The sequence below is a fragment of the Simiaoa sunii genome, from assembly GCF_014337175.1.
Lineage (GTDB): Bacteria > Bacillota > Clostridia > Lachnospirales > Lachnospiraceae > Acetatifactor > Acetatifactor intestinalis.
On the sequence record NZ_CP060633.1, the window covers coordinates 2,998,021 to 3,012,599 of the forward strand.

The following is a 14,579-nucleotide window of genomic DNA, read 5'->3' on the forward strand; positions in this document are numbered from 1 at the left end:
GCTTCTCTGTGCCCTTCTTCTGCCTCAGCGTGGGCACAGGAGACAGGATCAAGCTTCTCTGTGCCCTTAAACCAAGGTATGGGGCGTTACACACAAAATTTGATAATTACGCCCCGCATGCCGAAAACTACCGGGGCTTATTTGACTAAATTTGATGATTACGCCCCGCATAACGAATAAGACTGGAATTTGTGCACAAGCGCCCATTGCTGTCCTCACTATGCCTATGCGCGGCTATACTTTCGTAAACTTTCAAGTTAGCAATTTTTCAAAAATGCTACTATTTATACCAAAATCAGCTAAAATAGAAAAAATACATCTATAAAAAGGGCCATTTTTGAAAAACATTGTTTTGGTGCTGAAGGGTGGAATATAATCCTTAAAAATTAAAATTGTCCACTGTTTTGTCCAATTATGCCTTCAATGGTGAAATGGAAGACAGGCAAACAAAAAGACAGTGCTTTGAGCGGCGACTTCGGTGAAGCCCAACTCCCTACACTGTCTTTTTATCATATGCGGCTCATTGCTCACATAAGCTCTCAATTTACATCAATAATACATCGCTCCCTGTAAAAATCCCCAAAAATAATATACTCCACATACGAGGTGCCACAGGTAAGCCAGCCACTGTACTGCTACGACAATCCTTCTCTTCCGGGTGTCGGCATTCGCTGTCGCGCGGAGCAGTACCAGCAGTGCTCCCACAAATGCGAAGAAGATTCCGTACATGTAGCCCCAGGAGAAATTGAAGTCCATCTCCCGGAATCCTTTTTCATACAGGAAGAATGCCATGAGAAAGCTCATCACATACACCTGCCAGGAGAAACGGTAGGTGCTGTCCTTGTGCAGTTCCTTGTAGTTCAGCAGAAGTACCAGGATCGGGAATCCGATGGCCAGTCCGATAGCCAGGGGCAGATTGCCACAATACTGCGCCCAGACATGGCCAAAAGTAAATCCGATGCCGCCTTCCTGTCCCTCCTGCGGTACGAACACTCCCCGGAACTGGTAGAGCAGATCCATAAAAGTCGGGATAAAACATACTCCCAGCCACACCGTGGGGACAAAATTCCGGAATCTGCTGCGGAACATTCTCCACAGCATCAGAATCCCCGCAGCACCGACCAGCACTATGGTAAAACTGGGTTTCGTCATGGTCGCCAGCAGCAGATAAATTGCAAACAGAATATAATCTCTCTTATGCTCTCTGACCGCATTTTTCTGCTCATACACCGGCAACAATTCACCATACTTAAAAAATGCAAGAATTGCGAACGGCCGTGCCGCCATATAAGTGGCGTTGTGGAATGGATTCGGCGTAAATACCCCGAGATATTTGTATTTGATACCGGGGAGATAAATCCCTGTCGGCGGGTATACCATTGACACAAAAAACAGGGATACCGCTACCGTTCCTGTGAGGATACCCGGAAGCCAGGGGTTTCCGGGCATGGCTTCCTGCAGCTTTGCTCCCACATGCTTGTCCAGCATCACCTTCAGAGCGATCATTGCTCCGCTGTTTAACAGCATCGTTGCCAACGCCATGGCCAGTTCCGCTCCGCCGGTAAAGGATCCGGTCACCAGATGAATTGCTGCTGCCAGCTTGAACAAAACCGGGTAAGGAAAGCTGTAGCCGCTGTCCAGTCCCTGCATCTCCAGAATATATGCCTTCATATCGGAATGATACAGTCCCGTTCCCAGCATGCTTTCCACACACTGCCGGTAAAACAGCCAGAACGTAACTGCCGATGCAATGGCTACCAGTGCAGCAAACACCGGAATTTCTATCCAATTTTTCTTATTTTCTTTCAAAATACCATTCCCTGCTACTTTCTGCTTCATTCCGCCATTTCCCATAATCCGGCACTGCTACGGGTATTTCTCGTGTTCCGGCACAGCTACGGGCATTCCCCATGATCCGGCACAGATTGGGCATTCCCCATGATCCGGCACAGATCGGGCATTTCCCATGATCCGGCACGGCTCCGCCCATTGCCGGATCTTATTTCAGCTTCGTGTAATAAGCTACCACCTTTTTCACTGCATGGATCACATCTTCCACATCATCATCCGTCAATCCGTAATACAGAGGAATACTCATCACCTCGTTGTAATACTTCTCCGCATTGGGACACAGTCCCTTCTGATATCCCAGCTTCTCATAATAGGAATGCCAGTAGACCGGCAGGTAATGCACCTGAGGGCAGGTATTTTCCGCATACAGAGCATCGAAAAACTGCCTTCTGTCGCAGTTCAGGTTCTCCAGATTCAGATGCAGCACATACAGATGCCAGGTCGTGTCAGACTCCGGGATCTCCTTCTGCAGGATCAGTTCCGGCATTTTGTCGAACGCTTCATTATAACGCTTATGGATTTCTTTTCTACGCTGTTCAAATGCAGGGAGCTTCTTCAGCTGGCTCAATAGCAATGCCGCCTGGAAATCCGTCATACGATAATTGAAGCCCAGCTCTACCTGCTCGTTGTACCACAGCGCATCGGTGGGATGTACCATTTCTTCCGGGTCCCTCGTAATGCCGTGGGTACGCAGCCGCATCAGATGACGATACAGCTTCTCATCATTAGTCGTTATGGCGCCGCCTTCTCCGCCGGTCACCGTCTTGACCGGATGGAAGCTGAAGCAGGTCATATCTGCCAGGCTTCCCACAGGCTGGCCCTTATATTTCGTGCCGATGGCATGCGCGGCATCCTCGATCAGAATCAGATCGTGCTCCTTACAGATCTCCCGGATCTCATCCAGTTCCACTGCCTGACCGGTGAAATCTACCGCAACGATTGCTTTCGTCCTGGGTGTGATCAGCTTGCGGATGGACGCCGGATCGATATTGTAGGTCTCCGGATCAATATCTGCGAAAACAGGCTTCGCTCCCGCATATAATACACAGTTGGAGGATGCAGCAAAAGTGATCGAGCTTACGATAACCTCATCTCCCTCACCGAAGCCTGCTGCCAGCGCCGCCAGATGCAGTGCGGCGGTACCGTTACATACCACCACTGCGTATTTTGCATGGGTCAGTTCACACAGATGCTGCTCCAACTCCTTCACCTTAGGTCCGCAGGTAATGTAGTCGCTGGTCATGACTGCTGCCACCGCATCCACATCTGCCTGGTCAATATATTGCCGTCCGTAGAAAATTTTATTCTCTCGTACAGGTTTTCCTCCAAAAATAGCTAATTCTTCCATATCCAAATCCTCCCGTCTGATTTTTACTGTATCTATGGTCATAACTTCTCAATTCGTCAGCTAATTTATTAATTTTATCATATCATCATGAGAAAAACAACAATGGTGTTGGCATTGCCCCGCCTGCTGGGGTATAATGAAGCCAGCCGGATTCGCCTGCCTCTACGGCCACCCGGCGATTTACAGAAAGGATCCCCTATCTTATGCGTTCAAATACAACCAAGAAAAAAAATCCATGGAAGCTCTTTACTGCCATCATTATGGTGATACTGATACTCGTTGCGCTTGCTGCGGGAATTTTCTATCTGAAAATATACGAGCCCGGGAAGCGTTCCTCCGACTTTGGCAGATTACAACAGGAATCCTATCAGGGCGTATTTTTGTCCATGTCCGCGCCGGAAGCTTTTCCCGAGTATATCTATCCCACCTATATGGGATACGACGCGGTATGCGGTTCCCACCGGATCGCATCTTTCTCCGACCTGTCCGATTATCTGGAAACGGCCTTCTCCTCCGGAAACGAGGTAACTCATGTCTTCCTCGTGCTGGATCCGCTCTCCCTGTGGAACAGCAGCCTGCACAGCGATGCACGGTTCTCTGCCTCCCTGGACGAAGACCTGCTGTCCTATGTGGATACCTACGCCGGTGCCGAATTCACGGTCATTTTCTCTGCGCCTTCCCTGGAATACTGGCAGGCACATGCCAATGGAGATCTGGACACTTACTGCAATGTGTTCCGGGTACTGGCTTCCCCTCTGTCCGCCAGAGAGAACGTGGCCCTCTGCTTCCCCGGACAGGAAGAATGGCTGATCTCAAATCCGGATGCCTATGACACTCCCACGGAATTAACTGCCGAAGCCGCACGTTCCGTAATGCTGCTGGTGCTGAGCGGCTCTCTGCAATACCGGAGCACAGAAAGCTATAACAGCCTGGATCATTTTTGCACACTGGTGCAGGATGCCGTAGATTCTCCAGCCGATCATCCTGATCTGACCGACTGCGAGCTTGTATTTTTCGGCGACAGTGTCATGGGAAATTATCATGATTTTGCTTCCATCCCCGGAGTCGTCCACGCTCTGACCGGTGCCACCGTGCATAATCTGGCAATCGGCGGTTCCTCCGCTACCCGGAATAGCGATGACGATAAGTCCTTCCCGAATGTCGTACAGGACTTTTTAGACCATAATACGGAAGAACTCTCCGGTGATAAAAAACTCTGTTTCCTCATCAATTACGGCTTAAATGATTATTTTGGGGGATTTCCCATCGATGATTACCAAAACGGCCTCCGCACCGGCATCCGGGCTCTGCGGGAATCCTATCCGGACGCCCGGATCATAGTCATATCCTCCAACTATATTCTGTCTTTTGAAAAGGGAATGGCACGCACCGGTGACGAAGAAAATGTATTAGAAGACTATATTGCCGCGGCAGAAGAAACCGCCGCGGCTGAAAATGTTGATTTTCTGAATATCAATAATGCTCTGCAGTGGAATGAAAATAATGCCGCAGAATACCTGGTGGATTCCATTCACCCCAACGAGGAAGGACGCTTCCTGTTCGGTGTGGAGGTGACTAGGGTCTGGAGATAATCCCTGTCCTTCTTAGAACTTTGCTGTTACCAGTGAATAGCTTCCCACCGTGTCGATCACTTCATAGGGGAATTGCAGATACTGCAGTTCGTCCTCATAGAGTACCATCAGACCGTCTCCAACGAACTCCTCCAGTTCCGCTCCGGATCTCTCAGGATAAATGTAGTGATAACGCTGTGCGTAGTCCTCGCTCTGATAGTACCGGGCATCTATTCTGCAGGCATACTGGGTCAGGATCTCCGTAGCCAACTGGTTAAACTGCCAGCCCAAGTTACCTGTAATATACAAACTGTCATATTCTTCCATGCTGTCAGCTTCGGCTACGGCATCTAAGAAATCCCTGTTGTAATAGTATCTGCTCTCTTCTGCATACTCTGTAAAATACGTTGCGAAAAACAGCACACTGCTGACTGCATACGCAGCTACAATGACCGGGAAAAGCTTTCCGAATTTATCCACTACCAGTGAAATGCCGTAAGCACACAGCAGGATCACCGGATAGAAGATAATGTTCACACGGTTAATGTTCACTTCATAGGTGATCAGGCCAACCCAGATCCCGGTAATGAGGAATCCCCACAGAGCCAGCATCTGCGTCTGTTTTTCAATCTGTTTTTCCTTAAAAAGGCGAATCGTAAATACAATGATCCCGATCAATACAAACGGTATCGACACATGATATAAGGGTCCGAACGCCGGAATCGAATTAAAGAAAATGTCCGGCAGCTGCAGGAACACCCTGCTGAATAATGCCCAGGCATTCCTGCCCAGCTGTGCAAAGGAAAAATTCAAAAACAGTATGTCTGCACTTCTGATACTATCCGGGAAAAATTGCATGGTGAAAAAGGGCATTTCAATGCTTTTGCCATAATGCACCGCATTGATCGCCAGCACGATCACCTCCGGCAAAGCCACCAGCGTAAATATTACCGCACACAGCAGCCCCTCCCGGAATTTCAGCTGCTTTTTCCACAGGCACCATATAAAAAGCACAAACAAAAATGCCGTGACAGAGTATGCCGCCACACCATAGCAATAAAATGTCAGGCCGAAAAAGAGCATGGATACATACAAATACCGTCTTTTCTCCAGTCCCAACAACAGTAAATAAAATGCCAATAAAAATACATGTGGGAACAGGTTGCAGTCCAACGACCAGCGGCTCTGCATGAACTGCCAGGGATTCACCGCCGTCAGCGCCATCGCTACTAGCGCAATCCTCTCATCAAACAGCTTTTCCGACACTAAATATACCAGTGCAACCGCCCCACAGGATACCAGCAGCATCGGCAGCCTCACTGTCACGGTGCTAAAACCAAACACCTTGATAAACGGCACCATGCAATACGCTAACAAGGCACTCATCTGACCGTATTTCCAGGCTTCAAAATGAACCGGCAGAAACGTGCCGTAGCGGTCAGTACCGTATTTTGATAGTGCCCATGCATCCATGGCTCCCATGGCTTCATCCTGGTTGATCCCATCCGGCACTGAGCCAAACCGGATACACCGCAGAATGATCGCCAGCATCAACACGGACCAGAACAGTATTTTTTTCTTCTTCGCAGTCATAGTCATCGTAATATTTAATCCTTCCGGTATTCATACTTGTGCTTATCATCCACGCTGATCTCTGCACCGATCTGCACTTCGATCACCTGCAGTTCCGTATCCGCAAGGATCGTATGCTTGCAGCCTGCTTGCATAGTCAGGACATCGCCCGGCTTCACCGGCCGCTCCACACCGTCCAAAATCGCCCGGCCTTCTCCGGCAATGACCGTCCATACTTCATCGCGGAAATCATGGCTGTGATAATTCATCCCATGTCCCGGATTCAATGTCACCTTGATCGTCATGCTGTGATCCTTCACATCCAGAACGCGGAAGCTCCCCCAGGATTTTTCGGCGAACATTACCCGCTGAACGAATTGATTCACGTAAGGTTTGATATAGCTCGACTGCTCCTTATCCGATACCAGGATTCCCTCCGGACTGGCCGCCACGACCATATTTTTCAGTCCCATGCACAGAATCGGTACATTCAGTTCATTCACCACATGCACATTTTCACAGGTATCGTTCAGAACCCCCTGTCCGACACACTGACTGTCCATGGCCTCCGTCAGCGTATTCCAGGTACCCAGATCCTTCCAGGTCCCTGCGAAACGCATCACTTCTATGGCAGGCTCTTTTTCCACCACGGCATAGTCAAAGCTGATCTTCTGCAACGTATCATACTTCTGAAATAAGTCTTCATAATCCGTAAAATCTATGAGTTCATGGGCGCGTTTCAGCACATAGCCTAGCCGGAAAGCAAACACACCGCCGTTCCACAGAGCACCTTTTGCAATATATTCCTCTGCGGCTTCTTTCGTCGGTTTCTCCCGGAACATCGTTACACGACTCAGATCGTCCGCCGTCTCCGGTATGATATAACCGTATTTTTCACTGGGATACGTGGGTTCGATCCCCATGAGCACCAGATTCGCCTCAGACTCTCCCGCGCGATCGCACAATGCCTGCAGCGCCTGAAAATAAGCCGTCTCCACGTAAGGATCCACCGGACAGATCACGATCGGTTCGTCTTCCGCTACCCCCAGCACATCCTTCAGATATGCCACGGACAGTACGATCGCCGGGAAGGTGTCCCGTCTGCAGGGTTCCACGCTGACCCCTACATCCTGCCCCAGCTGACTGTAAATAGCTGACACCTGGGACTTGGAAGTGGCGATCGTCACCTGTGCCTCCGGGTCTACTTCCCGTATCTGACGGCATACCCGCTGCACCATGGATTCCAGACCGCCGTCTGCTGTATGAAATATCTTAATAAACTGTTTGGATCTTATCTCATTGGACAAAGGCCACAGACGCTGCCCGGAGCCACCTGACAAAAGTATAATATTCATAGCTTGTCCTCTCTGCTCTTTACTATCTCATCATACCACATTATTTAATATTTGCGAATCTTCATATAGGTATTGCCCCAGGCCTTCCAATCTTCCAGCCATACGACATCCTCCCCCTCCGGCAGGATATCATAACTCGGATTCACACATCCGAGTACCAGTTTCCCCTGGGCCACGGCAGCCTGTATCTCCTCCTGTGAAGATACCAGTCGAATCTTCTCCCGGTATTCTGCCGGCAACACATAATAATTCACGATCGTGGCTCCACAGCCGTCCGATCTGATGCAGATCTCACCATACCGGTCCACAAGGCTTTTGAGAACCTTCTTCGCCGTCACACCATAATAATCCATCTCGTACCGTCCACAGGCATCACCACCTGCCAAAATATTCGTATAAGCGCTGGAACTCTGCCCCGTCAGTGCAATTCCCACTCCGTTACATCCTATGAGCACCACCAGCATAGCAGTTGCAATTCTTCTCGCACGGATTTCCGGTTGCTGCAACAGATATCTCACTGCATAAGCCATCATCACGATCATCGGTCCATAGATAAAATACATATGCCGCCACCCGTTGTACAGATTCGGATCGCACAGCATTGCGGCCAGCACCGGAATCCCGGAGGTCAGTGCGAACAGCGGATAGCTACGATCCTCGAAATCCCATTGATGCTTTCTGCCTTTATAGATCCAGATGCCGATACTGCTCCACAGCAGAACACTGAGATAGACCGGAATCGTCAGGGCGATCAGTTTCGGCAGATAATACCATGGCAGAGGATTCGTGGAATGCACATACCATGTTCCGTCAAACAATACCTTACCGTCCATTCTGGAAAAGTTCGTACTGTTTGAAAGGTTCCACAGCAGAAATTCCCACAAATGAAATCCCTGCCCCCAGATAGCCGGAGTCAATGCCAAATAACTCAGGAAACCGACAACTGTTGCCGTAAGTCCCACGAAAAAAGTTTTCCCGCTCCACTTTTTCTCTTTCGTCAGGATCAGCAGATAAAAGCCGCCAATCATTGCAAAAACATAGATCCCGCTGATCTTCAGATTCCCACAGAATCCGGCGCAGATTCCCAGCAGACATGCATTTTTGAAATCCTTACGCTCCAAAAAGCGGATTCCGTAAAATAACATCACAATGATCAGGGACATCAATACGGAATCTTTATTGTTGTATAATCCATCCGCAAATATCCTGGGTGTCAGAAACAGCATAAGTGTTCCCAGCAATGCTGTCCTTCTGTCCCGGAACAGCTCCCACAACAACCGGTACATATAAATCACACCCAGGAAAAACAGCGCATACGTATATGCATGCCATACATCACTCTGCAGCCTGGCCGCTTCCGGATGCTGCTCCAGCTTCATTAATAACGGTGCGCACAGATAATACGGTGCGCTGCCATGATCTTTTTCTATAGATTCGCAGATCGAGCGATACCCATCCTTCCATTGAAACCAATTTGTGATCTTCGAAATCTGTAACGTCTCACCATATTGCAAGATATTCATATACAGAATCTCTTCTTCCGAATGCTCATCAAAATAAACACCGGTCTCCCGCAGGAAAAAAGCTCCAAAAAGGAACATTGCCACAAATATGCCCAGGATCATATACCTTTTTTTCTGTTCTGTCATGGTCTGCGTGTCTCCCATCCTACCGGATAATAATAACTTTTCTCTTTATTTTTTAAGCGTTTGTCATGATTCAATATAACATTTCAGATAACTGATTTCAAGGCATCCAAATGTTTTAGGAAAATAACAACTCAAAAAAGAACTCAAAAATTTGAGTTCCTTTTTGTTTTCCCGATTTGCAGTCACCGATGTGTCATTATTCTTTCTTTGTAAACAGTGTTTGCTGAAGTTGCTCTAATAGTTGGTCCACTTCTATGTATTCATGAAATTCATCATCTGACACATTTTGCATTTTTTTACGTAACTGTTGCTTTTTGTCAATCAGCTGCAGTGCTTTATAAATTTCCCGCATTGGTCTCTTATCAAATTCAAAGCCTACTTGAACCATATATCGTCCCGCTGCGGTCTTTCCAATGATATTCCCTTGCGCATCACGCTCCATATGCACATCATATTCTTCAGAAACAGGATCTACAAAACCAATGCCATCAAGAAATTGTCTGTTTTTATCTTTAGATGGCCATTTTGATGCCTTTTTTCTATTGCATTCATAGCATGAATATACCATGTTCGAATAATCCTCTTCTAACTCCGGTGCATATTTTCTTGGAATAAAATGATCTATCTCAAATGCATTTTTTGTAACATATTCGCTTTTTCCACAATATCCGCAAATACCCGCAAAATCTTCTCTTAAAATATCCAAGTATTCACCATAAGGAGTCCGCTTTTCTACAACGGATCTTCTCGTAACTATTTTATCTCCGTGTATTCTCACTCTTGTTAACCTCTAAATCATTTATTTAGCAGTTTGTCCAGTTTCCCCAACACAGCATCTAATGCCTGATCTACTTTCGTCGTAAGAAACTGTGATGAAATATCATCCACATCGCCATAAGCTCTTAGGATTTTAAAAACTGCCTGCAATTCCTCTTCCTCTTCCGGCAAAATTGTCCCGTCGACATGCTTCTGGTACAATGCATTGTATTTTTCAAAGTACTTGCTTTTACTGGTTTTGAATACCTCGGCCGCCTGCTTCAACATATCACAAAATTCTTCAAATTCTTCCCCTGTTTTATCCAGGATGCTTCTATCTATAATGCATTTACTAACAACCGTATTCTCGCTCACCGAATTATCTGTATAGCTTGTCAAAATGAAACACGGAAGTCCTGGCAATCCATCATAAAGATAGGAAAACAATGTGTTTCCCACAAAATCATATTTTGCTTTCAGCTGATAGTCAATTAACATACATTCAATGTTATGGTTTACTATCCATTGCTTAATTTCTGCCATTGTACCCGTTGGGGCTACCTTTAAGTCTATATCCCGTCCTTTCAGACGTTTTATATAATCGGATATTAAATCATTATCATCATCGATATATCCAATGGTATACATTCATACTCCTCCAACTTACTTTTTTAACGAAATTGTAGCATAAAATCCTTCTGTTGTCTCCCTATTCTTTTGTAAATCAACTTTACCTCTGTAGTCTATCACAGTATTGTTCACAATCCACATTCCCATTCCGGTTCCCACTAATTCCCCTTCAGCATCTCTTTTGCTTGTTTCAAATGCATCTAATATCTTTTCCGGATTGTTTTTATATTTATCAATCAACCCTGCACCTGTATCGGAATACTCAATCCAAACATACTCCTCATCTTCATAAACCTTAATTATTATTAGCTTTTCTTCTTTTTTTATACTTTCAAAGGAGGCTACGCTATTGGTCACAAGGTTATTAATGATGGTTTCTATCTCATACGGAAAACACTTTAATAAAATTTCCGTATCTTCTTCCCGAGAAAAGTTTATTCTTATCCCTTTACTTTGAAGCGTTTGATTCCATGAATCCGCCAATTTAGATATTACCATTGTAATATCTACTTTTCTTCGCTTTCTCTTATCATTTTTTACCGCCTCTATGGTAACTTGGAACCATGAATTGAACGCTTTCCTAATATCATTTGCCTGATCAATGTATTCACTGGCTTCCTTGATATCATGGTACAGATCAATAGCCTCTTTTGCCATAACTATCTTCATATTTAACTTATGCGACAATGTTTTAAATTCATGAATATACGTATTGGTCACTATTCCCGTTGTAGCTAATACCCGAAGCATTTTTATCTCATTTTGCAGTTCCTCAATTTCTTCATCTTTTCTATCAATTACTGTCTGCGCTGCAACCGGATCTACTGTCAATTCCGGGGTTCCGTTTTCCACTACTGCCGGCCGTACGGTACTCCTGCCCGCCTTTTCTTTCTTCTTTTCCGCCTTTTCTTTGATTTCCTGCTCAATGCCCTCTGTCGGATGCATTTTAGCATAATACGCACTCAGTTTTCGGCATACTCCCTGCCTGTCTTGTTCCAGAGCTCCTATTATTTTTTCAATGAACTCTTTCAGCAGACGAAACTCCCTTGTTTCCACGATTCCTTCTCGATTAGACTGATCTGGCAATGCTACATTCATTCGTGAGATGAAAATGGATCCCAACACTTGATCAGCACTTACTCTCCAATTTCCCTTGTCATCACCAACGCCTGCCGGAGAAGCATTTTTTCTACGAGCTAACTGTAGCCAGTCAAAGGCCGAGGACTTGGGGTCCCCATACGGTCTCACTCTGAAACTGTCCCTATAGATCTTAATACCTCCGAAAGTATCCCTTACATCTTTTCTTCCTGTTATATCCTTTTGAAAGTATTTTTCCCGATCCTTTTTGGTAGTTTGAATTTTAGAAAAATATAAAACGCCACTAAAGGAACCAAGTTTCTCTATCTCTGCCTCCGAAACACCACTTATTATATCCGTGAATTTGCATTCCTTTACCACCGGATTCCCATGAAAAAATTTCTTTTCATTCAATAGCCCGGCTTCTTCTAATATCCTATCCTCTTCTGCGCCAAAGGAAAATTCATCTCTCCATATTTTATATACTATATCGTAGGAATTATCCTTACTTCCCACATTAAATTCTATCTTATAATCATAAGCAAAGGAATCGATATTACTAAACACCTCTGCACTTTTCACAGTAGACTCATTATCAAAACAATATATTTTATATATATCAGATAATTCATACGGAATTAAACTTGATAAATTCTCTCTCAGGTTTTTAATCAGATCTTCATTCCATTGTTCTCGCAAAGATGCCATCTTAAATATCGTTCCATGTTTCCCCCACTGACTACGAATGAGCTTTATTACTTCTCTATTTGTACATCCTTCCATAAATGCATCAAACGAAAGATCCGAGTCATCGATATCCGCATTTACCTCCGTTATATTCATGTCTCCACGAAATTCCGCCCAGTCTACAGACCAGATAATCTTTTTTTCACTCTCTCCTGTCCCTGTAAGCATCGTGCAGCGATCTGCTATCCGATCCAATGCAAATCTGCCAATTCCTTTTGCCCCTGTCTGAATTCTCCCTGAATCCGTCACATAAGTGGCCTTTTTCGAAGATCGGCCAATGGTCATCCAATGCCTTTTTATGATGTCATAAGTCATCCCTACTCCGTTATCCGCCAGATACAGGCTATCTGTCACATTATCATAGTAAAGAATACATATGCTCGCATCTGCATCATAAGTATTTTTAATCAGTTCAATAATTGCTCCATCCAGCTTGGACACATTTTCACGTCCAATCAATCTCGCTGTATATGCATCTACGTTGAAAGGTATTTTTGCCATTTATTATCTCCTGTTATCTAAAACTTATATTTTTTAATATCGTCTACCGAAATACGGTAAGAAGACGGAGTCGTAGGTGTTCCATGTTTTTGCACATAATCATAAAAATGAGGACTTTCTAATATTTTCTTAGCATCTTTCAACTGCAGACCAGATCCTCTGCGGCATCTTATAAAGTATCCGGCATATGGAATTTCATTTTTTCCACCATAGTTAATGTTCACACTATTCGTAATTACCATTGGCATTACTAATTTTCTTCCAAATACCTTGTTTAATGCCTGACTTCTTCCATATTCGAACCATTGAGCTTTCTGATCTTTTTTCCGCTTACTTAATTTATCATAATAGTTCCTCAAATAATTAGTTGCACCAGGAAATTTTCTTTCGAATTCTTCCACATCATAATGGATTATTCTACCGCCTTTGTAACTATAAGGAAAAATAATAAGATATTTCTTATTAACACTTTTGGTACTAATTGCCGGATATACAAGTTTTTTTTCTATTTGAAAGCCTTCCGCTATAATATAATCGTCAGTCTCTTCATATTTTTTCAGTAAAAAGGCCTCATTCAAAAGTGTCGCAACACTATTGCATATCTCAAAATAATCGTCAAAATGTCGCTCTTTTTTTTCGACTTTTTCAAACGACCATTTATCATCTAACTTATTTCTATCATACTTTTGCATTTTGCTGTTCTTTGCAGGGAAAAATTGTATCTCCTTCCCATTCGTCTGATTATTGCATTTTATTATGATAGAAGATGTGATCGCTTCCGGGAAAATTTTGATCCCACTATAATCATATATTTCCGTCACATACCGTATCATTATCTTTCTCAAGTCCGAAGCAAATTTATTCTTTATAATACTATAGGGAACAAGATACACTAAAATCCCATTTGTAGCCAATGAATTCAGGCTTTTTTCTATGAAAGCATAACAATAATCAAATCTCCCTCTCTTACATGATTTAAATTTTTTCTTCAACCACTTTCTCTGTTTCTCACTCATGTCATGATACGTTATATATGGAGGATTTCCGATCACATAAGAATATTTCTTCGTTCGTGCTTTCAGATAATCACTATTATGTATATTCCATCTCACTCCCTCAATGTCATATTCCCTTAAAACAGCATTTAGTCTTTCCATGCATATTTCTATTTTTTCTTTATCTGTTTCATAGGCTTCAATATCTCTTTCCAGTCCAGCAACTATTCTTGTCTTCGAATATCCCAAATTCATGGCATCCTTGACATATCTTCTTGCAATCTCACATAGAACATTTCCTTCTCCGCAAGAATTCTCCAATATTTTTTTCCCATATAAACCCTTTTGATACCCTGCATAATCCAACATCGTCTTAACATATTGAATTGGAGTAGGTATTTGACAATTATTGGACATTCTGTTTCCTCGTCTCTCGTTTATTGTACTGCAATTATATTATATCAGAAAACACAAAGGATTGCGAACCTGGATTTCGGAGTGAAGATCTCGCTGCTCATAAAAGTGCC

Annotated in this window: 11 protein-coding genes; 1 reads left to right on the forward strand and 10 read right to left on the reverse strand. The window is 44.4% G+C overall.

Annotated elements, in window-relative coordinates:
• Window positions 1-549: 549 nt before the first annotated feature.
• Genes H9Q77_RS13865 through pseC form a run of 3 tightly spaced genes read right to left on the reverse strand, consistent with a single transcriptional unit; the run spans window position 550 to window position 3,199 of the window.
• Window positions 550-1,839: a hypothetical protein gene (locus H9Q77_RS13865; protein ID WP_249325936.1), complete on the reverse strand. Its 1,290-nt coding sequence runs from the start codon at window positions 1,837-1,839 to the stop codon at window positions 550-552.
• Window positions 1,796-1,990 (reverse strand): hypothetical protein, encoded by a 195-nt coding sequence (locus tag H9Q77_RS13870; RefSeq protein WP_249325937.1) that lies wholly within the window; start codon window positions 1,988-1,990, stop codon window positions 1,796-1,798. Before H9Q77_RS13870 ends, H9Q77_RS13865 begins: the two co-directional genes overlap by 44 nt.
• A gap of 9 nt (window positions 1,991-1,999) precedes the next feature.
• Window positions 2,000-3,199, reverse strand: coding sequence for a UDP-4-amino-4,6-dideoxy-N-acetyl-beta-L-altrosamine transaminase (pseC, locus tag H9Q77_RS13875; protein ID WP_249325938.1), 1,200 nt, complete (start codon window positions 3,197-3,199; stop codon window positions 2,000-2,002).
• A 203-nt stretch (window positions 3,200-3,402) separates the two neighbouring features.
• Here pseC and H9Q77_RS13880 point away from each other — a divergent pair, with 203 nt between their 5' ends.
• Entirely contained in the window at window positions 3,403-4,791 is a 1,389-nt protein-coding gene (locus H9Q77_RS13880) for an SGNH/GDSL hydrolase family protein (RefSeq protein WP_249325939.1), read from the forward strand.
• 12 nt (window positions 4,792-4,803) lie between these two features.
• Here the strand turns inward: H9Q77_RS13880 and H9Q77_RS13885 are convergent, their stop codons facing one another.
• The 7 genes from H9Q77_RS13885 to H9Q77_RS13915 form a co-directional block, all read right to left on the reverse strand.
• Complete coding sequence (locus tag H9Q77_RS13885; RefSeq protein ID WP_249325940.1) at window positions 4,804-6,369, reverse strand: glycosyltransferase family 39 protein; 1,566 nt, start codon at window positions 6,367-6,369, stop codon at window positions 4,804-4,806.
• Window positions 6,370-6,377: 8 nt separating this feature from the next.
• The gene (locus H9Q77_RS13890) at window positions 6,378-7,697 is read right to left on the reverse strand and encodes a sugar phosphate nucleotidyltransferase (protein ID WP_118550135.1); all 1,320 of its coding nucleotides are present in this window, start codon (window positions 7,695-7,697) and stop codon (window positions 6,378-6,380) included.
• A gap of 44 nt (window positions 7,698-7,741) precedes the next feature.
• A complete protein-coding gene (locus H9Q77_RS13895; RefSeq protein WP_249325941.1) occupies window positions 7,742-9,346 on the reverse strand; it encodes an ArnT family glycosyltransferase in 1,605 nt (534 codons plus the stop codon).
• Between the two features lie 196 nt (window positions 9,347-9,542).
• Window positions 9,543-10,124 carry an HNH endonuclease gene (locus H9Q77_RS13900; protein ID WP_249325942.1) on the reverse strand — a complete coding sequence of 194 codons (582 nt, stop codon included), beginning with the start codon at window positions 10,122-10,124 and terminating at the stop codon, window positions 9,543-9,545.
• Between the two features lie 17 nt (window positions 10,125-10,141).
• On the reverse strand, window positions 10,142-10,750 hold the full coding sequence (locus tag H9Q77_RS13905) for a chemotaxis protein (RefSeq protein WP_249325943.1): 609 nt from the start codon (window positions 10,748-10,750) through the stop codon (window positions 10,142-10,144).
• 15 nt (window positions 10,751-10,765) lie between these two features.
• Window positions 10,766-13,057 (reverse strand): sensor histidine kinase, encoded by a 2,292-nt coding sequence (locus H9Q77_RS13910; protein WP_249325944.1) that lies wholly within the window; start codon window positions 13,055-13,057, stop codon window positions 10,766-10,768.
• A gap of 17 nt (window positions 13,058-13,074) precedes the next feature.
• On the reverse strand, window positions 13,075-14,469 hold the full coding sequence (locus H9Q77_RS13915; protein WP_249325945.1) for an SAM-dependent methyltransferase: 1,395 nt from the start codon (window positions 14,467-14,469) through the stop codon (window positions 13,075-13,077).
• Between the last annotated feature and the right edge of the window lie 110 nt (window positions 14,470-14,579).

What these genes read in the sequence shown, in the direction of transcription:
- H9Q77_RS13870 (WP_249325937.1), bottom strand. Translation starts at nt 1,990, where the DNA reads ATGGGCGGAGCCGTGCCGGATCATGGGAAATGCCCGATCTGTGCCGGA.
- H9Q77_RS13865 (WP_249325936.1), bottom strand. Translation starts at nt 1,839, where the DNA reads ATGAAGCAGAAAGTAGCAGGGAATGGTATTTTGAAAGAAAATAAGAAA.
- H9Q77_RS13910 (WP_249325944.1), bottom strand. Translation starts at nt 13,057, where the DNA reads ATGGCAAAAATACCTTTCAACGTAGATGCATATACAGCGAGATTGATT.
- H9Q77_RS13905 (WP_249325943.1), bottom strand. Translation starts at nt 10,750, where the DNA reads ATGTATACCATTGGATATATCGATGATGATAATGATTTAATATCCGAT.
- H9Q77_RS13895 (WP_249325941.1), bottom strand. Translation starts at nt 9,346, where the DNA reads ATGACAGAACAGAAAAAAAGGTATATGATCCTGGGCATATTTGTGGCA.
- H9Q77_RS13915 (WP_249325945.1), bottom strand. Translation starts at nt 14,469, where the DNA reads ATGTCCAATAATTGTCAAATACCTACTCCAATTCAATATGTTAAGACG.
- H9Q77_RS13890 (WP_118550135.1), bottom strand. Translation starts at nt 7,697, where the DNA reads ATGAATATTATACTTTTGTCAGGTGGCTCCGGGCAGCGTCTGTGGCCT.
- pseC (WP_249325938.1), bottom strand. Translation starts at nt 3,199, where the DNA reads ATGGAAGAATTAGCTATTTTTGGAGGAAAACCTGTACGAGAGAATAAA.
- H9Q77_RS13880 (WP_249325939.1), top strand. Translation starts at nt 3,403, where the DNA reads ATGCGTTCAAATACAACCAAGAAAAAAAATCCATGGAAGCTCTTTACT.
- H9Q77_RS13885 (WP_249325940.1), bottom strand. Translation starts at nt 6,369, where the DNA reads ATGACTATGACTGCGAAGAAGAAAAAAATACTGTTCTGGTCCGTGTTG.